Annotated in this window: 19 protein-coding genes and 1 tRNA gene; 14 read left to right on the top strand and 6 right to left on the bottom strand. The window is 66.3% G+C overall.

Annotation, left to right across the window (positions count from 1 at the left end):
• The coding region (locus tag FEF27_RS06715; RefSeq protein ID WP_138170070.1) for a transposase at positions 1-227 on the top strand (227 nt) is incomplete at its 5' end.
• Positions 228-322: 95 nt separating this feature from the next.
• Here FEF27_RS06715 and FEF27_RS06710 read toward each other — a convergent pair.
• From FEF27_RS06710 to tmk, 5 genes are all read right to left on the bottom strand, one after another.
• Positions 323-395, bottom strand: a tRNA-Thr gene (locus tag FEF27_RS06710).
• A 72-nt stretch (positions 396-467) separates the two neighbouring features.
• Positions 468-1442 (bottom strand): universal stress protein, encoded by a 975-nt coding sequence (locus tag FEF27_RS06705; protein ID WP_138170069.1) that lies wholly within the window; start codon positions 1440-1442, stop codon positions 468-470.
• A gap of 84 nt (positions 1443-1526) precedes the next feature.
• The gene (locus tag FEF27_RS06700; protein ID WP_138170068.1) at positions 1527-3149 is read right to left on the bottom strand and encodes an alpha/beta hydrolase; all 1623 of its coding nucleotides are present in this window, start codon (positions 3147-3149) and stop codon (positions 1527-1529) included.
• Positions 3142-4350, bottom strand: coding sequence for a DNA polymerase III subunit delta' (locus FEF27_RS06695; protein WP_138170067.1), 1209 nt, complete (start codon positions 4348-4350; stop codon positions 3142-3144). Before FEF27_RS06695 ends, FEF27_RS06700 begins: the two co-directional genes overlap by 8 nt.
• On the bottom strand, positions 4347-5006 hold the full coding sequence (tmk, locus tag FEF27_RS06690; RefSeq protein ID WP_138170066.1) for a dTMP kinase: 660 nt from the start codon (positions 5004-5006) through the stop codon (positions 4347-4349). Before tmk ends, FEF27_RS06695 begins: the two co-directional genes overlap by 4 nt.
• A gap of 27 nt (positions 5007-5033) precedes the next feature.
• Here tmk and FEF27_RS06685 point away from each other — a divergent pair, with 27 nt between their 5' ends.
• The 3 genes from FEF27_RS06685 (at position 5034) to FEF27_RS06675 (ending at position 7484) form a co-directional block, all read left to right on the top strand.
• Positions 5034-5366, top strand: coding sequence for a DUF2516 family protein (locus tag FEF27_RS06685; RefSeq protein WP_243729124.1), 333 nt, complete (start codon positions 5034-5036; stop codon positions 5364-5366).
• Positions 5367-5477: 111 nt separating this feature from the next.
• Entirely contained in the window at positions 5478-6224 is a 747-nt protein-coding gene (locus tag FEF27_RS06680; protein WP_138170065.1) for a phosphoglyceromutase, read from the top strand.
• Positions 6225-6476: 252 nt separating this feature from the next.
• A complete protein-coding gene (locus FEF27_RS06675) occupies positions 6477-7484 on the top strand; it encodes an endonuclease domain-containing protein (RefSeq protein ID WP_138170064.1) in 1008 nt (335 codons plus the stop codon).
• Positions 7485-7612: 128 nt separating this feature from the next.
• On the opposite strand, the gene phoU is transcribed toward FEF27_RS06675, so the two are convergent.
• Positions 7613-8269: a phosphate signaling complex protein PhoU gene (phoU, locus tag FEF27_RS06670; protein ID WP_138170063.1), complete on the bottom strand. Its 657-nt coding sequence runs from the start codon at positions 8267-8269 to the stop codon at positions 7613-7615.
• 164 nt (positions 8270-8433) lie between these two features.
• On the opposite strand from phoU, the gene FEF27_RS06665 reads away from it, so the two are divergent.
• The 10 genes from FEF27_RS06665 to FEF27_RS06620 all read left to right on the top strand — a co-directional run bounded on the left by FEF27_RS06665 (position 8434) and on the right by FEF27_RS06620 (position 21174).
• Complete coding sequence (locus FEF27_RS06665) at positions 8434-9711, top strand: sensor histidine kinase (RefSeq protein ID WP_138170062.1); 1278 nt, start codon at positions 8434-8436, stop codon at positions 9709-9711.
• Positions 9708-10388, top strand: coding sequence for a response regulator transcription factor (locus FEF27_RS06660; protein WP_138170061.1), 681 nt, complete (start codon positions 9708-9710; stop codon positions 10386-10388). Before FEF27_RS06665 ends, FEF27_RS06660 begins: the two co-directional genes overlap by 4 nt.
• 72 nt (positions 10389-10460) lie before the next feature.
• Positions 10461-12095, top strand: coding sequence for a bifunctional phosphoribosylaminoimidazolecarboxamide formyltransferase/IMP cyclohydrolase (gene purH / locus FEF27_RS06655; protein ID WP_138170060.1), 1635 nt, complete (start codon positions 10461-10463; stop codon positions 12093-12095).
• Between the two features lie 50 nt (positions 12096-12145).
• A complete protein-coding gene (gene mgtE / locus FEF27_RS06650) occupies positions 12146-13480 on the top strand; it encodes a magnesium transporter (protein ID WP_138170059.1) in 1335 nt (444 codons plus the stop codon).
• Between the two features lie 60 nt (positions 13481-13540).
• Positions 13541-15760: an NADP-dependent isocitrate dehydrogenase gene (locus tag FEF27_RS06645; protein WP_138170058.1), complete on the top strand. Its 2220-nt coding sequence runs from the start codon at positions 13541-13543 to the stop codon at positions 15758-15760.
• Positions 15757-16299: a gamma carbonic anhydrase family protein gene (locus tag FEF27_RS06640; protein WP_424991671.1), complete on the top strand. Its 543-nt coding sequence runs from the start codon at positions 15757-15759 to the stop codon at positions 16297-16299. The genes FEF27_RS06645 and FEF27_RS06640 overlap by 4 nt, the downstream gene beginning before the upstream one ends.
• A 94-nt stretch (positions 16300-16393) precedes the next feature.
• Positions 16394-17374 carry a TIGR03885 family FMN-dependent LLM class oxidoreductase gene (locus FEF27_RS06635; RefSeq protein ID WP_138170056.1) on the top strand — a complete coding sequence of 327 codons (981 nt, stop codon included), beginning with the start codon at positions 16394-16396 and terminating at the stop codon, positions 17372-17374.
• Positions 17374-19065, top strand: coding sequence for an alpha-amylase family protein (locus FEF27_RS06630; RefSeq protein WP_138170055.1), 1692 nt, complete (start codon positions 17374-17376; stop codon positions 19063-19065). The genes FEF27_RS06635 and FEF27_RS06630 overlap by 1 nt, the downstream gene beginning before the upstream one ends.
• 176 nt (positions 19066-19241) lie before the next feature.
• Positions 19242-20114 (top strand): hypothetical protein, encoded by an 873-nt coding sequence (locus FEF27_RS06625; protein ID WP_138170054.1) that lies wholly within the window; start codon positions 19242-19244, stop codon positions 20112-20114.
• A 28-nt stretch (positions 20115-20142) separates the two neighbouring features.
• The gene (locus tag FEF27_RS06620) at positions 20143-21174 is read left to right on the top strand and encodes a hypothetical protein (protein ID WP_138170053.1); all 1032 of its coding nucleotides are present in this window, start codon (positions 20143-20145) and stop codon (positions 21172-21174) included.
• Positions 21175-21195: the final 21 nt, after the last annotated feature.

Raw genomic sequence — 21195 nt, 5'->3', positions numbered from 1 at the left:
TGGTCGAGGTCAAGAAGCTAGGCCGGACCCTGAACCGCCGGGCAGCCGACATCTTGGCCTACTTCGATCTTCCCGGCACATCCAACGGGCCCACTGAAGCCATCAACGGGCGTCTGGAGCACCTGCGCGGCACCGCCCTAGGATTCAGGAACCTGGCCAACTACATCACCCGCGCTCTGCTGGACACCGGAGGCTTCAGACCCCTGCTACACCCTTATTTGCGATGAGCCGCTAAACCCACGGGTTGGTATTCACTTCGCGCTCGTCCCGAGAGACGCTCGAACGGCTGTTGGTTATCACTTTTGCTCACCACCTTCACCGGAGCCTCCTACCGGATTTGAACCGGTGACCTTTCCATTACGAGTGGAACGCTCTACCAGCTGAGCTAAGGAGGCGCGCGCTGGGCGCGATCCACCATGCTACCGGGAGCTCAGGTCAGCCCGCCACTTGGGGAAGCTGAGGCTCGATTACCTCAGCGGTGCGTGCGCCGCAGCATGATCGTCACCGGGCATGCGCGGGTCCTCATCCTCAGGCACCACCATGACCGGACCGGCTGCGTGCATCAGCAGCGACGACGACGTCGACCCCAGCAGAGCGCTGGCAAGCCCGCCACGGCCACGAGTGCCCACCACGGTCAGCTGGGCGTTGCGCGTCTCTTCCTGCAGCACCTCCACCGGCAGTCCGTCCACCACAGCGCAGCTGATCACCAGGTGCTCGAAATGCTCGGAGATCCACCGCACGATGACCTGCAGCCGGTCCTCCAGCTCGTTGTGCCGGCGTTCCCGCTCGTCATAACGTGGCCCCAGCTCCGGGTACCACATCAGTGCACCATCTAGGGGCGGCACCGACATCACCATGCGCAGAGGGACCCCGTGCCGGACCGCCATCTCCGCGGCCTTCAGCGCGGCGTACTTGGAGCCGCGGGAGGAATCCATGCCGATAGCAATCGGCCGCTGATCACTACTGATCCACGGGTCCTCATTGGTGGAGGTGAACTCATAGTTGCGGTCCACCACCACAGTCGGGCACGCGGCGTGCGCCGGAAGCGCCGAGGCCACCGACCCCAGCACCCGGCCGACGAATCCGCCGCGGCCACGCGCGCCCACCACCACCAGCTCAGCACTGGAGGAATGGGCCACCAGTACCCCGGCGGCATCGCCATACTCCACATGGAACGTTGCCTCACCGGGGAAGTCCCGCAGGATCTCCCGAGCCTCCGCAAGGGTCTGCTCCGCGCCCTGCCGGGCCATTGAATTATTGGCGACTTCCACCGACGCTTCAGTATCTCCGGGGATCATGCGGGGAACGGTGAACGCGGTGATGACAGTGACCCGCACATCCTGGCGCAACGCCTCGCAGGCGCCCCACTGCAGGGCACGGATGGCATGATCCGAGCCGTCGAACCCGACCAGCACTCCCAGTGATCCATTGATGTCCAACACTTGGCTGCCTCCTGCGTCGAGCCCCGCTTTAACGTGTGTTCAAGCGCCTTCAGGCTATCAGTGACACAGATCACATGACCAGGTTCAACACTCCTGTTGGCCCTCAAACAGCTCCCCGTCAATCAAGTAATCATCGGCGATCTCATTCACGCAGGTATTGCCCAGCCCGTAGGAGATGTGGCCCTCGCCGTCGTAGATCAGCAACGAGGAATTCGGCAGCATGCGGTGCATGTTCTCTGCCCACTCCACAGGGGTCGCCGGGTCCTCGGTACCGCCGATCAGCAGCATCTGGGGCAGCTGCGCGTCAGGCTCCCACGGTTCGCCGGTGCGTTCACCGGGTAGCGCCTCACAGAACTCGGTGTTCGGTGAGAGGAACTGCTCGGTGTAGCTGACGTCCTCACCTTCGAGCAGCCCAGGACCGTTGAGACCCGCGCCCTCGGCTGGGTAGTCAGTACACATGATCGCCCGGAAGGACCAGCTGGAGATCCAGTCATACGTCCCATCAGCATTCCGGCCATCAGCCACGTCGGCGATCTGCTGGAAATACTCCGGGTTCGCCTCGTCCACCCAGAGCTGCAGAGCCTCCAGCAGAATCTCCCGACCCCCCGGAATGTACATGGTGGTGGAGAGTCCGCCGAAGATGGTCTCGGCTGTGATCTGCCGACCGTCAGACGCAGTGACCGGGTGCTCGCGGATCTCGTCGGTGAGCTCGGCGATGCCCTCGTAGACATCCTGTGCGTCCCCGCTGATCGGGCACTCCTCGCGGTCGGCACACCACTCGGTGAATGTCCGCAGCTGCCGTTCAAACCCCACCGCCTGATCGCCGGCGATCCCACTGAGGCTCAGCGACACGTCCATCACGCCGTCGAGTACCCACCGGCCCACCTGCTCGGGGAACATCTCCGCATACGCCAGACCCAGCTTGGTGCCATACGACATCCCGAAGTAGTGCAGCTGCTCCTCACCGATCGCAGCCCGGACAATGTCCATGTCCCGGGCGGTGGAGACGGTGTCGAGGTGCTCAATAATCTCGCCGCTGCGCTCCTGACACTGCTCGACCACCGCGGCCAGCTCCGCTGCGCTCAGATCCGTGTCCGTGTCGAATCCGGCCTCACCGGTCTGCTGATTCCACTCCTCGTACTCGGCGTCATCCATGCACTCCAGCGGCTCCGAACGCGCCACCCCGCGCGGATCGAACCCGACGATGTTCATCTCCTCGCGCAGCCGGCTGCTGAAGACGAGATTCGCCTGATCCGCCACCATTTCATAGCCGGAGGACCCCGGCCCTCCCGGGTTCATCAGCAGGAACGGCTGGTCCTCCAGGGTGTCAGCGACGAACTCAATGGTGATCCTCTCACCCTCAGGATCGTCATAGTCCCGCGGCACCTCCACGGACCCGCAGTGCATGTCCTCCGCGCAGTCGCGCCACTGCACCTCCTGCTCGTAGAACTCCTCCAGCTCCGCCAATGGGTCGGAAGGAAAGTGCTCGCCAGCAGGGCTCCCAGGGTCCTGCGCACTTCCGTGGGGAGTGTCCGGGGAGGACTCGTCTTCGCTGTCGCCTGGCGCGGCGTCGTCCTCGGTCCCCTCGGCTTCCGGTGAAGCGGTGGGCTGCGGCGTCGGCTCCGTCCCCTCCGGGGAGCAGCCGGCCAGCAGAACAGCGACGACGCCGCCCACAGCAGTCAGCGCGGAGAGAGGACTTCTAGCCACGGTGTCTCCTGGGGATCAGCTGCATCATGAGGGCTTCCATCGCCAAGGCAGGCGGCACGTTCTGGGTAATGCGGACCCGGGCGGTGTTCAGCGCGTCCAGACAGCCCAGGGCCTGTTCGGGGGAGAGGACCTCAGCCAGCTCGGTCAGCTCGCTGCGCAGGTGCTCATTGACCAGCTCCGCGCCGGTGGCCAGCTTCAGGCTCAGCACGTCCCGGTACACGGCCGTCAGGTCAATCAGGGTCCGGTCCAGCGAGTCGGTCACCGCCCGTTTGGCGCGGCGTCCGGCCTCGTCCTCGAGCCGTTTGAACTGGGCGCGCAGCTTCGGGGGCACTTTCTCCTCCGGCTCCAGACCCAGGGACCGGCGCAGCGCGGCCTGCTCCTGACTCAGCCGTGCCTCAGAATCCGCGGCGGCCTCGGCCTGGGCCATGCTGACCAGCTTCGACGCCGCCACCACCGCCTGGGAGGCTGAGCGGACTTTCACCGGCAGCGCCACCGTTTCCTCGCGGCGACTGCGCGCCTCAGCGTTGGTGGCCAGGCGGCGTGCCACGCCAATGTGGTTCTGGGACACGCGGGCGGCGAAGCGGGCATGCTCGGCGGTGAGCCCGTCGCGCTGGACCAGCAGCTCCGCCACCGCCTCCATGGGAGGGATGCGCAGACTCACATGCCGGCACCGGGAGCGAATGGTCACCAGCACATCAGCCGGCGACGGCGCGCAGAGCACCCACACCGTCTGCGGGGGCGGTTCCTCAATGGCCTTCAGCAGCACATTGGTGGCCCGCTCAGTCATCCGGTCGGCGTCCTCCACCACAATCACCCGCCACCGGTACCCCTGGGGGCGGTCCTGGGCGGTGGTGATCAGCTGGCGCACATCCTCAATCCGGTAGCTGACATTCTCCGTAGAGACCAGCGACACCGCCGGGTGCGACCCCGCGGCCACCAAGCGGCAGGACTGGCAGTCACCGCAGCCTGCCTCCGGGCAGTTCAGCGCGGCGGCGAATGCGCGGGCCGCATTGGACCGGCCCGATCCTGGAGGTCCGGTGAACAGCCACGCGTGGGTCGGGGCACCCGAGCCCACCGCGGACTGCAGCTGCGCCACCACGGCCTCCTGGCCCACCAGCTCCGCGAAGACCCCGCCGCCCAGGTGAGCAGGCGGCGTCGGGCCCTGATGTGACCGCGTGCTGGCAGGGGAGGCCGCGCTCATGAGGCGCATCCTGCCGGAGAGAGCAACGGCTCCACCCGGGCGCGCACCGCCTGATGCAACGACTCCACCGGCTGTGTGCCCTCCAACACCAGGTAGCGCTCCGGCGCCGCGGCCGCACGGGCCAGGAATGCCTCCCGCAACGCAGTGTGGAATGCCAGGTCCGCAGACTCAATCCGGTCCCCGGCCGCACCTTTGTCCCGGGCGGCCCGGCGTTGTGCTGAGATCAGCGGGTCCACATCCAGCAGCACTGTCAGGTCCGGCTGCAGGCCCTCAGTGGCCCACTCGTTGATACCGGCCACGGCCTCGATCCCGAGCCCGCGGCCCGCCCCCTGGTAGGCCAGCGAGGAATCGATGTACCGGTCGCAGAGGACCACGGCGCCGGCCTCCAGCTCCGGGCGGATCTTCTGCTGCACATGTGCGGCGCGGGAGGCGGCGAACAGCAGCGCCTCCGTACGGGGGTCCACCTCACCCTGCCCGTGGTCCAGCAGCAGCGCCCGGATGCGCTCGCCGACCTCTGTCCCGCCGGGTTCGCGGGTGCACACCACGCGGCGCCCGGAGGCTGCGAGCCATTCCTGCAGCAGGCTCAGCTGGGTGGTCTTGCCTGCCCCTTCGCCGCCCTCCAGAACGATGAACAGCCCGCTCGTCTCGTCGATCACGTCCACCAGCCTATAGGCTTGTACTCCATGGGACCCCACTGCCTTGCGAGCCCGCTGTGGAACGCCGTCTGTTACATCGAAGCCATCATGCACATGGTGCTGGCGGTCGGCTGCATTGTGCTGGCCGTCGTCGCGCTGATGAAATGCCTGCCGAAGAACCCGGACATGTTCTTTGTGCAGAACAAGCGCACCAAAGGATTCTGGACCGGCATGACCGGCGGGGCGGTAGCGCTGACCCTGCTGGGCTTCCTGGGGATCGGACCGTTCGGCCTGCTGTTCCTGCTGGCCGGGGCCTGTATGGCGGCGGTCTACCTGGCCGACGTCAATCCGGCGGTCAGCGGCAAGCCGGACAGGTACTGAGCCGGTCCGCAGCCGCTCCTGTGCGGCACGGTGCTGCCTGCGCCCAGTAGACTCACTGGCAGGACAACGGCGTCGCCACTTCACCACCCCTGATGAATCGGAGTACCGGCAATGAGCTATGACCTGATCCTGCTGCGCCACGGCCAGAGCGACTGGAATGAGAAGAACCTCTTCACCGGATGGGTGGATGTGCCGCTGACGCAGACCGGGCGCGCGGAGGCAGCCCGCGGCGGTGAGCTGCTGGCCGAGCACCACCTGCTGCCGGACGTGGTGCACACCAGCCTGCTGCAGCGCGCCATCACCACCGCGCACCTGTCCCTGGAGGCCGCCGACCGGCTGTGGATCCCCGTCAAACGCGACTGGCGGCTCAATGAGCGCCACTACGGCGCTCTGCAGGGCAAGGACAAGGCCGCGATCCGCGAGCAGTACGGTGAGGAGCAGTTCATGCTGTGGCGGCGCTCCTACGACACCCCGCCGCCGGAGATCAGCGATGATGACCCGCACAGCCAGTCCGGCGACCCCCGCTACGCCGACCTGGGCGACGCCGCCCCCCGCACTGAGTGCCTCAAAGACGTCGTGGAGCGGTTCATCCCGTATTACGAATCCGACGTGCTGGGGGACCTGCGCTCCGGGAAGACGGTACTTCTGGCCGCGCACGGGAACTCGCTGCGCGCCCTGGTCAAGCACCTCGACGGCATCTCTGATGCCGACATTGCGGGGCTGAACATCCCCACCGGCATTCCGCTGCACTACCAGCTGGGCGAGGACTTCACACCGCTGAACCCCGGCGGTACCTACCTGGACCCCGAGGCCGCGAAAGACGCCATCGAAGCGGTCGCCAACCAGGGCAAGAAGTAGGCGGATTCCTCTTCGGACCCCCGAACCCGAACCCCGAACGCGGCACCCCGAACCCCCGCACCCGCACCCGCAGAGCGTCTCGGAATGTAGGGAACTCCACCGGTTCGGGCCGGAGTTTCCCTCATCTAGAGACGCGCTGATGCACGGCGGCGAGGCGAGGGGTCGGATCGGTGAGCCTGCGGCGGCGCGCGGGTTATCCACAGATTGACTTTCTGCGCCCTATGAACGCCTGTTGTGAGCGACTCTGGAGTCGTGAGACCGCCGAACCCGCTGCCGCCGGAACTTGTCGGAGGTGTGTTCACCCGCAGCCAGGCGCGGGACCTCGGCGTCAGCTCCGACCGGCTCCGGGCGCGCGACATCCAGCGCATTGCCCACGCCACCTACCGCCACCAGCCGCTGACCGTCGGTGCAGGCCCTGGCGAAGAGGGCCCGCGGCCAGCAGCGTCCCAGGCCACTGATCCTGGACACGTAGAGCTGCTGAGAGCACTGTGCACCCGCTCTGCAGTAGTGCGGGTCAGCCATATCACCGCAGCCGTGTTGCACGGCGTGGCGCTGCCCCGGCGGTGGACGGAGGATCACACGCTCCATCTGCTGGGGCGCAGCAGCTCCCATGGCAGTTCCGCGGACCCGCGGGTGCGGGTGCACAGGGTCTCTGCGGTCCCGGAATGTTCCTACCGCCTGCACGGAGTGCCGGTCTCGCCGCCTGAGGAGCTGTTCGTGGAACTTGCCCGCTACCTCCGGGTCCCCGAGCTGGTGGTCGTCGGAGATCAGCTGGTGCGCCGCCCGCGGTCCGGGCTGGAGACGAGGGCCGCGGCATGGACCACCTTGCAGGAGCTGGGAGACAGCGTGGGCCGCGGACGAGGGCGGCTCGGGATTCTGCGGGCCAGGGAGGCGCTGCGCATGGTTCGGGTCGGTGCTGACTCCCCGCCGGAGACGCTGCTGCGGCTCGCATTGATGGAAGCGGGTCTGCCGGAGCCGCAGCTGCAGGTGCTTCTGGAGGCTGCGGACCCCTATTCCCCGGTGGGAGATGCGGGGTACCGAGACCACCGGCTGGTCATCCAGTACGACGGCGAACATCACTTCACCCCCGAGCAGCAGGCGCGCGATCAGCGCAGAAACGCCCAGTTTGAAGCCGCCGGATGGACGGTGATGCTGGCGAACCGGGTGGACCTGCGGGAGAATTTCCGGGGACTGGTGTCTCGGGTGAAACGGCATCTCGCGGCCCCTCGGAGTTCCTCACCGGGCACACCGCGTCTCTAGATGTAGGAAACTCCTCCCGTTCTGGCCCGAGTTCCCCACATCCCGAGACGCTGTGCCGGGAGAGTGGGCGTGGAGAGGTGCGGGGGAGAGGTGGGGGTGGAGGGGTGCGGAGGAGAGGTGCGGTGGACTTAGGACGCCGGTGGCGCCGTCCACTCGCCGGTGACCAGGTACTGCACTTTCCGGGCCACTGAGACGCCGTGGTCCCCGAACCGCTCGAAGTACCGGCTGGCCAGGGTGGCGTCAGCGGTCGAGGCGGGGGAGGCCGCCCATTCCGGCTGGGCGATGCTGACGAAGATCCCGGCGTGGAGATCGTTGATCTGCGCGTTCAGGGCCAGGACTTCAGAGACCAGCCCCAGGTGGCGTGACTGCAGCAGCTCCACCAACTTATGGGCAATCGCGATGTCCTTCACGGCCATCTCCCGGTACACCGGCACCAGCGATGCCGGGGCCACCGGGTCCGGGTACCGCAGCCGGGTCAGCTGCGCAATATGCCGCGCCAGGTCCCCCATCCGCTCCAGCGAGGTCGACATCCGCAGCGCGCCCACAATCAGCCGCAGGTCCGAGGCCACGGGTCCCTGCAGCGCCAAGAGCTGGATCGCCTTCTCGTCGAGGTCGTTCTGCTGAGCATCAATGCGCGCATCGGCGGCAATGACCTCATCAGCAAGCTGCACATCAGTGGTCTCAAAGGAGCGGTAGGCCCGCTCCATCGCTTCGGCGACCCGCACCGCCATCCCAGTGAGCTGATCTCCGACATTGTGCAGGTCTTCCTGAAAAAGTTTGCGCATACCTTGGTCCTTTCCACACGCAGGGGCGTAGACAGATCCTGCCCGCACCGGATGAACGCCGCCCCGCCGCAGAAGCAACCAACAGGTGAACAGCTCGTGAACTGTTGGGTCCTGCGCCACCGTTCCGCACCCCTGCGCAGGTTTTGCGCCTAAGCTGGGACACTGTGGATTCCCTGCTCATCGCAACCCTGGCCGGTGTGGTCGGTATTGCCATCGGAGTCGTGGGCATGCACGCCTTCCGCGTCAGTGAGCGTCAGCGGGCCGAGGGGATCGACGTCGACGAGCCCACCATGCCCGAAGGGGCCAATGAAGTCCTGGCGTCGCTGGGCCTGGCCTACATTGTGGTCGACACGGTGGACGGGGTGGTCCGGGCCAACCCCGCGGCCTATGCGTTCGGATTGGTCCGCGGCCACACGGTGGTCCACCGGGAAGTGCTCCAGCTGACCTCCCGGGTCCGCGGCGACGGCGTGATCATCGAAGAGCAGCTCGAGTTGCCCCGCGGACTCCAGGGCGAGACCTCCATCGTGGTCAATCTGCGCGTGGCCCCCTTGGGGGATGAGTACATCCTGGTGCTGGCTGACGACCGCACCGAGGTCAGCCGCACTGAGGCAGTCCGCAATGACTTCGTCGCCAACGTCTCTCACGAGCTGAAGACTCCGGTGGGCGCGATCAGCCTGCTCGCCGAGACCATTGAGGGCGCTTCCGAAGACGACGAGGCCGTCCGCCGATTCTCCAAACGTCTGCACAAGGAGTCCAACCGGTTGGCCGTGCTGGTCCAGGACATCATCGAGCTCTCCCGCGTCCAGGGCAAGAACGTGGTCCACGCCGGCGTGCCGGTGGACCTCACCGACGTCATCGCCGAGGCGGTGGACCGCTCCCGAGTACCCGCAGAGGATAAGAACATCGAGCTGCGCGTCGGCGGTGAGCTGCCCCGGCGGGTCCACGGCGACGCCGACCAGCTCACCATGGCTTTCCGCAACCTCATCGACAACGCCGTGCGGTACTCCCCGGAGGGCACCCGAGTGGGAATCGGCCTGTCATCGCGGGATGGGATCGCCCAGGTCACGGTCACCGACCAGGGGATCGGCATCGCGGCGGAAAACCAGGAACGCATCTTCGAGCGGTTCTACCGGGTGGACCCGGCCCGCTCACGCTCCACCGGCGGCACCGGGCTGGGGCTGAGCATCGTCAAACACGTGGTCAGCAATCACGGCGGGGAGGTGGGCTTGTGGTCCCAGCCGGGCAAGGGGTCCACCTTCACCGTGCGGCTTCCGGAGCTGGAAGAGGGTCTCGATGACCTCCGGGGACTCGGGTACGGGGAGTTCCGGCACGACGGCGCCGCGCCCTCCACCGCCCCCAGCACCGGTGAACAGACACCCACCAGCACCGGGCGGCGTCGGGCCCCCGGTCCGGACTCCACAGAAGAGGAGACGTCACTTTGACCAGGATTCTCATCGTCGAGGATGAGGCCTCATTCTCCGAGGCGCTGTCATACACCCTGCAGAAGGAGGGGTATGACGTCTCCGTGGCGGAGGACGGCCACGCCGCGATCGAGGTCTTCGACAAGGTCGGCGCGGACCTGGTGCTGCTGGACCTGATGCTGCCCGGGCAACCCGGTACGGAGGTCTGCCGCCAGATCCGGCTGCGCTCGGCGGTGCCGGTGATCATGCTCACCGCCAAAGACTCCGAGATCGACAAAGTGGTGGGGCTGGAGCTGGGCGCAGACGACTACGTCACCAAGCCGTACTCCTCCCGCGAGCTGCTCGCCCGGGTCCGCGCGGTGCTCCGCAGACACGGCGAGACCGAGGTGGACGACTCATCCACCCTGGTGGCCGGTCCGGTACGCATGGACATCGAACGGCACAGTGTGGAGGTCTCCGGCCGCAGCGTGAACCTCCCGCTGAAGGAGTTCGAGCTGCTGGAGATCCTGATCCGCAACGCCGGCCGTGTGCTCACCCGCGGGCAGATCATCGACCGGGTCTGGGGCAGCGACTACGTTGGGGACACCAAGACCCTGGACGTCCACGTGAAGCGGCTGCGCTCCAAAGTGGAGACCGATCCTGCCAAGCCGCGCCTGCTGGTGACCGTGCGCGGCCTCGGGTACAAGTTCGACGCCTGAGCCTCCGCCGCCGACCCAGGCACCCGGTTAGACTGGCCCCTGGTCCAGTACGGAGAGCGATGAGGAGACACGATGACCAGTCCAGAAGGCTTTCACCCGATTAAGCGGGCGCTGATCTCCGTGTTCGACAAGACGGGCCTGGCCGAGCTCGCACTGGGGCTGCACCAAGCCGGGGTGGAAATCATCTCCACCGGCTCCACTGCCGCACGGATCTCCCAGGCCGGGGTCCCGGTGACCCCTGTTGAGCAGGTCACGGAGTTCCCCGAAATGCTCGATGGCCGCGTGAAGACCCTGCATCCGCGTATCCACGGCGGAATTCTTGCCGACCGCGGAAACCCGGAGCATGTGCAGACCCTTCAGGACCACGGCATCGAAGCCTTCGACCTGGTGGTGGTCAACCTCTACCCCTTCGCGGAGACCGTCGCCTCCGGGGCCGCCGAGGAGGAGATCATCGAGAAGATCGACATCGGCGGGCCCTCTATGGTGCGCGCCGCGGCCAAGAACCACTCCTCGGTGGCGGTGGTGGTCGACCCCCTGCGCTACGGCGAAACCGTCTCTGCCGCCCAGGCGGAAGGATTCAGCCTGGCCGGGCGCAAACGCCTGGCCGCCCTGGCGTTCGCGCACACCGCCAGCTATGACACCGCCGTGGCCCGCTGGACCGCCTCCGAGTTCGCTGATGATGTGGACAGCGCCGACATTCCGGCTCCCGCTACGCTCAGCGAGGGCCGGAAAGTGGAATTCCCGCGCTTTGCCGGACTGGCGCTGAACCGCGTGAGCACCCTGCGCTACGGTGAGAACTCCCACCAGCCGGCAGCGCTCTACGCCGAGCACGACGGCACCCCGGGGCTGGCCCAGGCCAGTGTGCTGCACGGCAAAGACATGAGCTACAACAATTACGTGGACGCCGACGCCGCAGTCCGCACCGCCTTTGACTTCACCGAACCTGCAGTGGCCATCATCAAGCACGCCAACCCCTGCGGCGTAGCCGTGGGGACCACCGTCGCCGAGGCCCACCGAGCCGCCCACGCCTGCGATCCGCTCTCCGCCTTCGGCGGGGTGATCGCCGCCAACCGCGAAGTCAGCGCGGAGATGGCCGCAGCCGTGGCAGAGGTCTTCACCGAGGTCGTCGTCGCCCCGGGGTTCTCAGCTGAGGCGCTGGAGGTGCTGAAGCGGAAGAAGAACGTGCGGCTGATTCAGCTCAGCCCCGAGCACACCCGCGACCCCGTCGAATACAAGCAGATCTCCGGAGGCATGCTGCTGCAGGCCTCCGACCGGTTCCAAGCCCCCGGCGACCAGCCGGAGAAGTGGACGCTGGCTGCCGGGCCGGCAGCCGAGGAGGCCCAGTTCAAGGATCTCACCTTCGCCTGGCGTGCGGTGCGGTCGGCGAAGTCCAATGCGATCCTGCTGGCGAAGAATCAGGCCACCGTGGGAATCGGCATGGGACAGGTCAACCGGCTGGACTCCTGCCGGCTGGCGGTGCACCGGGCCAACACCCTCGCCGGTGACGGAGTGGAGCGGGCCCGCGGCTCAGTGGCCGCCTCGGACGCCTTCTTCCCCTTCGCCGACGGGCTGCAGAGCCTGATCACCGCCGGCGTCAGCGCGGTGGTCCAACCAGGCGGCTCCCAGCGCGACGCTGAGGTCATCGCCGCCGCCGACGAGGCCGGGCTGACCATGTATTTCACCGGGACCAGGCACTTCTACCACTGAGAGCACGTTCTGTGACCCCTGCAGACCTCAATTCCTAAGGCGGGCATGCCGTGACCGAACAGCTTGATGAACTGGCGGATCTGATCCGCGATGAGCGCCTGCGCGACCTCCGCGTGGCGCTCGATGACCTGCACACCGGAGACATCGTCGACTTCCTCGAACGCCTGGGAGTCAAGGACCGTGCCGTGGCGTTCCGGCTGCTGCCCAAGGACACCGCGGTGGAAGTCTTCGACCAGCTGGACCAGGCGCTGCAGCACGAGATTGTCGAAGGTCTCAAAGACAGCGACGTCGCGCACTTCTTCGAGTCCCTGGACCCCGACGACCGAGTCCGGCTCATGGACGAGATGCCGGCGTCGGTGGCGCGGAAGATGCTCCGGCATCTCGACGCCCGGGAAAGGTCGCTGACCAACATCGTGCTCGGCTACGCCTCGGGCACCATCGGGCGTGCGATGAGCCCCGAGTTCGTCGCAATCCCCGAGCACTGGACCGTGGGCCAGGCGCTGGAGAAGGTGCGCCTCGCAGGCGCCGACGCGGAGACGGTCTACACGCTGCCGGTGGTGGACGGACACCGCCTGCTCAAGGGCGTGGTCTCATTGCGTGAGCTGATGATCAATGATGAGGACACGGTGGTCAGCGACATCGTCTCCGAGGCCGATTCGGTGGACGCCGATCATGACGCGGAGGACGCAGCACGCACCTGCGCCGACCGCAAACACCTGGCGATGCCGGTCACCGACAAGGAACACCGTCTGGTCGGGATCTTCACCGTTGACGACGCGATGGACATCCTGGAGCGGGCCGAGAGTGAGGACGCGGCCCGCCACGGTGGTGCCGAGCCGCTGCACCGGCCCTACCTGTCCACCCCGGTGCTGACCATCATGCGCTCGCGCATCGTCTGGCTGCTGGTGCTGGCCCTGGGCGCCACCCTCACCGTCCAGGTGCTGGACACCTTCGAGGCGACACTCGAGGCGGTGGTGGTGCTGGCACTGTTCGTGCCGCTGCTGATCGGCACCGGCGGCAACACCGGCAACCAGGCGGCCACCACGGTCACCCGCGCCCTAGCATTGGGCGACGTCGCCTCCCGAGATGTCTTCCGGGTGCTCTGGCGTGAGGTGCGCGTGGGGGTGACCCTCGGTTCGGTGCTGGGAGTGCTGGGCTTCCTGGTGGTCAGCTGGCGCTGGGACTGGGAAGTCGGCGCGGTCATCGGACTGACGCTTGTCGCCATCTGCACACTGGCGGCCTCCGTCGGCGGCATGATGCCGCTGCTGGGTAAGAAGATCGGTGCCGACCCGGCAGTCTTCGCCAACCCGTTCATCACCACGTTCGTCGACGCCACTGGTCTGATCATCTATTTCGTGATCGCCATGGCCGTCCTCGGCCTCTAGACAGTTGATAGATTGACCTCATACCGCAATTCCGTCCGACCTCAAGGGAGCTGCCGCTCTATGGCAAAAATCATCTTCACCAACACTGACGAAGCGCCGATGCTGGCCACTTTTTCGTTGAAGCCCATCGTGGAGGCCTTCGCCTCAACGGCGGGGGTGGAGATTGAGACGCGGGACATCTCGCTGGCCGGGCGCATCATCGCGCAGTTCCCTGACTACGTCGGTGAGGACAAGGCGGAGCCGGACGCGCTGGCGGAGCTGGGCCAGCTGGCCAAGACCCCTGAGGCGAACATCATCAAGCTGCCCAACATCTCCGCCTCCACCCCGCAGCTGAAGGCGGCGATCGCTGAGCTGCAACAGGCAGGGTACGCCCTACCGGAGTACCCGGAGACACCCCAGACCGAAGAAGAGCGTGACGTCCGGGCCCGCTACGACAAGGTCAAAGGCTCCGCGGTCAACCCGGTGCTGCGCGAGGGCAACTCCGACCGCCGGGCCCCGGAGTCCATCAAGAAATACGTCCGGGCCAACCCGCACCGGATGGGCCAATGGAGCAGCGAGTCCAAGACCGCCGTGGCCACCATGGGTGAGCGCGACTTCGCCTCCAACGAGCAGTCCGTCATCATCGAATTCTCCGATCAGCTGACCATCCAGCATGTGGCCGCCGACGGCACCGTGACCCCCCTGAAAGAGGGCCTGGAGGTCCAAGCCGGCGAAGTCATCGACGGAACCTTCATGTCCGCCGAGGCGCTCGACACCTTCCTGCGCGAGCAGGTCGCACGCGCCAAAGAGCAGGACGTGCTCTTCTCCGCCCACCTGAAGGCCACCATGATGAAGGTCTCCGACCCCATCATCTTCGGCCACGTGGTGCGCGCCTACTTCCCCACCCTGTTCGAGAAGTTCGGAGAGCAGCTGGCTGAGGCCGGCCTCTCCGCCAATGACGGACTGGGCTCCATCCTCTCCGGTGCCGAGCAGATGGGTGAGCTCGGCCAGCAGATCAAGGCGGAGTACGAGCAGGCGCTGAAAGACGGTCCCCGGATGTCCATGGTGGACGACCGCAAGGGCATCACCAACCTGCACACCCCCTCCGATGTCATCGTCGACGCCTCCATGCCGGCCATGATCCGCAACGGCGGCCAGCTCTGGGGGCCCTCCGGTGAGACCGCCGACACCCTTGCGGTGATCCCCGACTCCTCCTACGCCGGGGTGTACCAGGCTGTCATCGACGACTGCAAGGCCCACGGCGCATTCGACCCCACCACGCTGGGGACCGTGCCTAACGTCGGACTGATGGCGCAGAAGGCGGAGGAGTACGGCTCCCACGACAAGACCTTCGAAATCCACGCCGAGGGCACTGTGCAGGTGCTGAACTCCGCCGGCGATGTGCTCATCGAGCACCAGGTGGCCACCGGTGACATCTGGCGGGCCTGCCAGACCAAGGACGCGCCCATCGAGGATTGGGTCAAGCTCGCAGTCAACCGCGCCCGGGAGACCGGCTGGCCGGCAGTGTTCTGGCTGGACGAGAATCGCGCCCATGACGCCAACCTGATCAGCAAGGTCAAGACCTACCTGGCCGATCACGACACCGACGGGCTGACCCTGGAGATCCTCGACCCCGTGGCTGCCACCAAGTACTCAGTGGACCGGATCCGCCGCGGGGAGAACACCATCAGCGTCACCGGCAATGTGCTGCGCGACTACCTGACCGACCTCTTCCCCATCCTGGAGCTGGGCACCTCGGCGAAGATGCTCTCCATCGTTCCGCTGATGGCCGGCGGTGGGCTCTTCGAAACCGGAGCCGGCGGCTCCGCACCGAAGCACGTCCAGCAGCTCACCGAGGAGAACTACCTGCGCTGGGACTCCCTGGGCGAGTTCTTCGCCATCGTGCCCTCCCTGCAGAAGTATGCCGAACAGGCGGATGCGCCGCGGGCCAAGGTGCTGGCTGCCGCCCTCGACCGGGCCACCGCCACCTTCCTCATGGAGAACCGCAGCCCGGGCCGCAGCCTGGGCACCATCGACAACCGGGGCAGCCACTTCTACCTCGCCCAGTACTGGGCGCAGGAGCTGGCTGAGCAGAACGACGACGCCGACCTCGCCAAGGTCTTCCAGCCCGTCGCCTCAGCGCTGGTGGAGAAAGAGGAGCAGATCCTCACCGAGCTCAACGAGGTGCAGGGCAGCCCCGCCGACATCGGCGGGTACTACCGGCCCGATGAGAAAAAGGCCTTCCGCGTGATGCGGCCCTCGGCAACACTGAACTCCATCATCGACGGCCTGGTGAGCTGACCATGATCCGGCCGGTCGCGGGGAAGACCCCCCAGGTGGGGCAGCGGGTGTTCATCGCGCCGAACGCCGCTGTGACAGGTGAGGTGGTCATGGAGGATGACTCCAGCGCCTTCTACGGAGTCTCGGTCCGCGGCGACAGGTCGCTGATCACTATCGGAACCGGGACCAACCTGCAGGACAACGTGTCGGTCCACTCAGACTCCGACGCCCCCTGCACCCTGGGGGCCGGGGTCTCCGTGGGGCACGGCGCGGTGGTCCACGGGTGCACCGTCGGTGACGGGGCGCTGATCGGGATGAACGCCACCGTGCTGTCCTATTCGACCATCGGAGCCGAGTCACTGATCGCTGCCGGGACGGTGGTGCTTGAAGGCACCGATGTTCCGCCCCGGTCGCTGGTGGCCGGCATCCCGGGCAAAGTCCGGCGCGGGCTCACCGAGGCCGAAGTGGCCGGGCTCCGGGAGAATGCCGAGGTGTACCTGGAGCTGAAGGACCAGCACCTGGAAGCTGCGGCAGCGCAGGACCACCCAGCCTCCAGCTGATGTTCAGGTGACGCCCACCTGCCCTTGTGAGCGTCCTCATAGTGTGCGAGAGAAGGCTAGGAGTACTCGACACAGCAGACAAGGGTGAGCGCGCGTGACGGTCTACGGATTCCATGCCTCGCAGGAGCAGATCTCTCCATCGCAGCTGCTCCGGGACGTTCAGCGGGCCGAGTCGGCAGGGTTCGACGCCGCGATGAGCTCCGACCACTTCTTCCCCTGGTCCCACCGGCAGGGCCATTCCGGCTTCACCTTCTCCTGGCTGGGGGCCGCACTGAGCTCCACCAGCTTCCCCATCGGGTCGGTCTGCGTGCCCGGCCAGCGGTACCACCCCGCCGTCGTCGCCCAGGCCACCGCGACCCTCGGTGAGATGTTCCCAGGACGCTACTGGGTGGCACTGGGGGCAGGCCAGGCCATGAACGAACACATCACCGGCGAGAAGTGGCTGCCGCTGCAGCGCCGGCGAGACCGGCTGGAGGAGTCCGCGGTGCTGATCCGCAGGCTCCACCGCGGCGAATGGATCACCGAGCACCGGGGGCAGGTGGAGGTGCAGGACGCCTACCTTTACGACCGCCCTGAGCGACCCATCCCGCTGTATGCCACGTGCATCACCCCTGAGTCCGCGCAGCGCGCCGCGCGGTGGGCAGACGGCTTCATCACGCTGAACCAGCCCGACGACGCCCACTACCAGGTGTGTGAGGCCTACCGGGACGCCGGCGGTCAGGGGCCAGCCCTGCTGCAGGTCCACCTCAGCTGGGCCCCTACCGATCAGGCGGCGGAGCAGATCGCCTACGACCAGTGGCGCAACAACACCTTCGGCCCGCCCCTGGACCAGGACCTGCCCACCCCGGAGCATTTCGACACCGCGGCCGGGGACGTCCGCCTCAGCACTGTGCTGGAGGCGGTGTGGACGTCCTCGTCTCCCAGCGCGCACACCGAATGGATCGCTCAGGCCAGCCAGAGCTTTGACGCGATCTACCTCCACCACGTCGGCCAGGACCAGACGCCCTGGCTGGAGACCGCCGGTGAGCACATCCTGCCGGCGCTGACCCGGGACGCCACCGAGACAGGAGCCTGATGCGGATCACCGACACCGCCGACCTCTGGTACAACAACGCGGTCTTCTACTGCCTTGATGTGGAAACCTACTTGGACTCCACCGGCAGCGGCAGCGGTGATCTCCACGGGGTCACGCAGCGGATCGACTACCTGGCGGAGATCGGGGTGACATGTCTGTGGCTGATGCCGTTCTACCCCTCGCCGCGGCGGGACAACGGATACGACATCTCGGATATGTACGGGGTGGATCCGCGCTACGGTGACCACGGCGACTTCGTCGAGCTCATCCGGGTGGCTCACGACCGCGGGATGCGAGTGATCGTGGACCTGGTGATCAACCACACCTCTGACCAGCACCCATGGTTCAAAGCCTCCCGGCGCTCCACTGACAACCCTTACCGCGACTACTACGTCTGGCGCAGCGATGACCCCGGGGACACCAGTGACCACACCATGTTCCCTGATGAGGAAGATGGGATCTGGACCTTCGATGACCGGACCGAGCAGTGGTACCTCCACCACTTCCTGCACACCCAGCCGGATCTCAACACCGCCAACCCGCAAGTACGTGACGAAATCTCCAAACTCATGGGATTCTGGCTGCAGTTAGGCGTCGACGGATTCCGCGTGGACGCAGTCCCGTTCGCCATCAATCAGCGCACGCTGGTGGCTGTGGATGAGCACGAGTTCGAGGAGCCGCACGACTACCTACGGGCACTGCGCGGTTTCCTGCAGCGCCGAGCCTCGGGCCAGGGGGCTGCGATCATGCTCGGCGAAGTCAACCTCCCGCATCAGGAGCAGATGACGTTCTTCGGTGGGGAGAGCGGTGATCAGCTCACCATGCAGTTCGACTTCTTCACCAATCAGCGACTCTTTCTGGCCCTGGCCCGGCAACAGGCAGCCCCATTGGAGGAGGCGCTGCGCTCGCGGCCCGGCGGCCTGCGCGTGGAATCACAGTTCGCCAACTTCCTGCGCAACCACGACGAGCTGACCCTGGATCTGCTGCAGGAGGACGAGCAGGACGAGGTGCTCGATGCGTTCGCCCCGGAGAAGGAGATGCGGTTCGCCGGCCGGGGGCTGCGCCGTCGGCTGCCGGGGATGTTCAACGGGGATCCCCGCCGGCTGAAGATGGCCTACTCGCTGCTGTTCACCCTCCCAGGCACCCCCGTGCTGTTCTACGGCGAGGAGATCGGCATGGCAGAGAACCTGGATGTGCCGGGGCGGGAAGCGGTTCGCACCCCCATGCAGTGGACCGCCGGAAAGAACGCAGGGTTCTCCACCGCGAAACCCTCACAGCTGAGCCGGGCAGTCACGCACGGATCCTTCGGCCCCGAGCACGTCAACGCAGCCGCGGCACGCCGGGACCCCGATTCCATGCTTCACCACATCACCCGGCTGGCCAAGCGCTACCGGGAGTCCCCGGAATTGGGCTGGGGAGATGCGGTCATCATCGACACGGAGGTCCCCGAGGCGCTGGTGCACATGACCACGTGGGAAGACCGGTCGATGGTGCTGCTGCACAACCTGGCCTCAGAACCGACGCACGTGCCGCTTATGCTTCAGGAGGTGAGACCGGGAACAGAACTAATGGACCTGCTCAGCGACGAGTCCTATGAGCTGGACGCCGACCACTCCACTGAGGTGCCCATGGACGGTTACGGGTACCGGTGGCTCAGAGTCGCCGCGCAGGGAGATCACCGCCTGCTGTGACCTGCGTGCCCAGCGCGGAGCTCTCAGCACCGTGAGCCGATGTCTAATTTTTCGGCGGAGCGGGCCTAGGCTGGACACCTAGCCCTGATCTGGGTCTCGAGCAGACATCAAGGGCGCATCCAGACTGGGCAAATACGCTCGCGAGAGATATCTGAAGGAGGTGCATCGTGCAGCGGATGACCGCAGCAATCACTGCACTGGCAGCCGTGGGGCTCTCCGGCTGCGCCAACCCCTTCGACGCTGGCGCGGAGGAGCCCGCTGAGCCGCAGCCGCAAGAGGCGGAGACAGACACGGAGGCGGAAGAGGCTGAGGCCCCGGTCTTTGGGGAGATTCGCCAGGAGATGTTCTCCGCCATGCTGGCCGCCGACTCCGTCACCATCACTGGAGAGGTCACTGCAGGCGAGGCTGACCTGGACGAGCTCTTTGACGGGGTCGACGATGACACCACTGGGGCGCTGATGATCACCGGGGCGCTGGACGGAACCGACTCAGAGATGAGCTTTTCTGCAGGCGGGTCCAGCTTCACCCAGCGCGCCGTCGACGGTGAGGAGTACTTCCGCGGTGAAGACTTTGCCGCGCTGCTGGTCAGCGAACTCGATGATGAGGTCGCGGATCTGGTGGATGAGGAGTTCGTCGAGGAGACCATCTCGGACAGCTGGGTGCTGTTCGAGGACTCCGGCGGGGCGGTATTCTCCGCAGAGGAGTTCATCACCACGTGGCAGACCGAGCTCACCGGCGACGACGTCGACGCCATGGCTGCCCACGCCGAAGAGCGCGATGGTGAGGACGTATGGGTCTACACCGCTGACGGAGGGGACAGTCAGTTCGTCGTCGCCGCGGACGGGGACCCCTATCTGCTGGAGATCACCGATGAGGACTCGCACTACGAATTCGCCGAATGGAATGCTTCTGAGCCCCCCGAGGTTCCGGAGAATGTCATCACTTTGGAAGAGATCTTCGTCGCCATCGCCGAAGAACAAGGGTGGGAACCGGGGGCGCTTGACGTTGACGAGACTGACGGTCGGGGCGCCGCGGACCCCGACGCCTGAGCCGCTGCAGGAACTGCTAGGAGGAAAAATGTCGATGAAAGCTCTTTACAGGACAACAGGACTTTTCGGTGTGGCGGTGCTGGCCCTGACGGCCTGCGGTCCCGAGGATGAGGGCGCCAGGGACGACGTCGCCGAGGACAGTCAGGAAGACGCCGACCCTGATGGCGCCGAGGAACAGGGTGACACCCCCGGGGAGATCGCAGATGAGGAGGGTGAGGAGCCGGATCCTGATGAGGATGCTGACACTGAGGCGGGGGAGGCCGGGGAGGCCCCCGACTTCGCCGACATCGAAGACAGCGTCTGGGAGAGCTCCAGCTCCCAGGAGTCGGTGACCATCACCTCCGAAATACCCGGGTCCATGATGGGCATGGAGGACGTCACCCATGAGGACGAGATCGACGACCTCGCGGAGGAGGACGAGGGCGCCGAGGCTGAGGACGCCGAGGAGCTCACCGAGCCGGAGGAGACCCTCCAAGTGGTCGTAGCCGGGGAGATGACCGGCGACGGCTCCGTCTGGCAGATGGAGGACCTCGTCGACTACCTGCTCTACGACGGGGGAGACACCATCTATCAGACGGTGGAGTCCTTCATCGAGGAGTACCGGGAGTTCCAGCCTGAAGAGGGCGCCGGCCCCGATCCTGAGGAACTGCGTGCAGAGTTGGAGGCGGAAGGTTCCTGGGTTGACGTCACCAGCACCTTGGCCGGGCAGATCGAAACCCCGCAGGAATACGTGGAGACGTTCCGGGAGGAAATGCTTGCCTCTGCCGGCATGGACTCATTGGCCGAGACCGGGATCTCCGGTCAGGCGGAGACTCGCGACGGTGAAGACGTGTGGGTCTACCGCGAGGACGTGGATGACGAGTTCGTGGAGTTCGTCATCATCGCCGACGAGGAGGAGCCGCTGTTGTCTGAGATCTCCATGGACTCAGACGGGGTGGAGATCTCCATCAGCTTCACCGACTGGAACGAGTCTGAGGATATCGCTGAGGACGAGCCCGCAGAAGATGATGTGATCGCCGAGGATGAGCTCGAGGCCATCGCGCAGAACCTCATGCAGTAGGAGCCATAGCGTCCGCCCAGC

The sequence above is a fragment of the Nesterenkonia sphaerica genome (assembly GCF_005771565.1).
GTDB classification, from domain to species: Bacteria; Actinomycetota; Actinomycetes; order Actinomycetales; family Micrococcaceae; genus Nesterenkonia; species Nesterenkonia sphaerica.
Note: the sequence above shows the minus strand (reverse complement) of the source record. Positions and strands in the feature narration are given on the sequence as shown.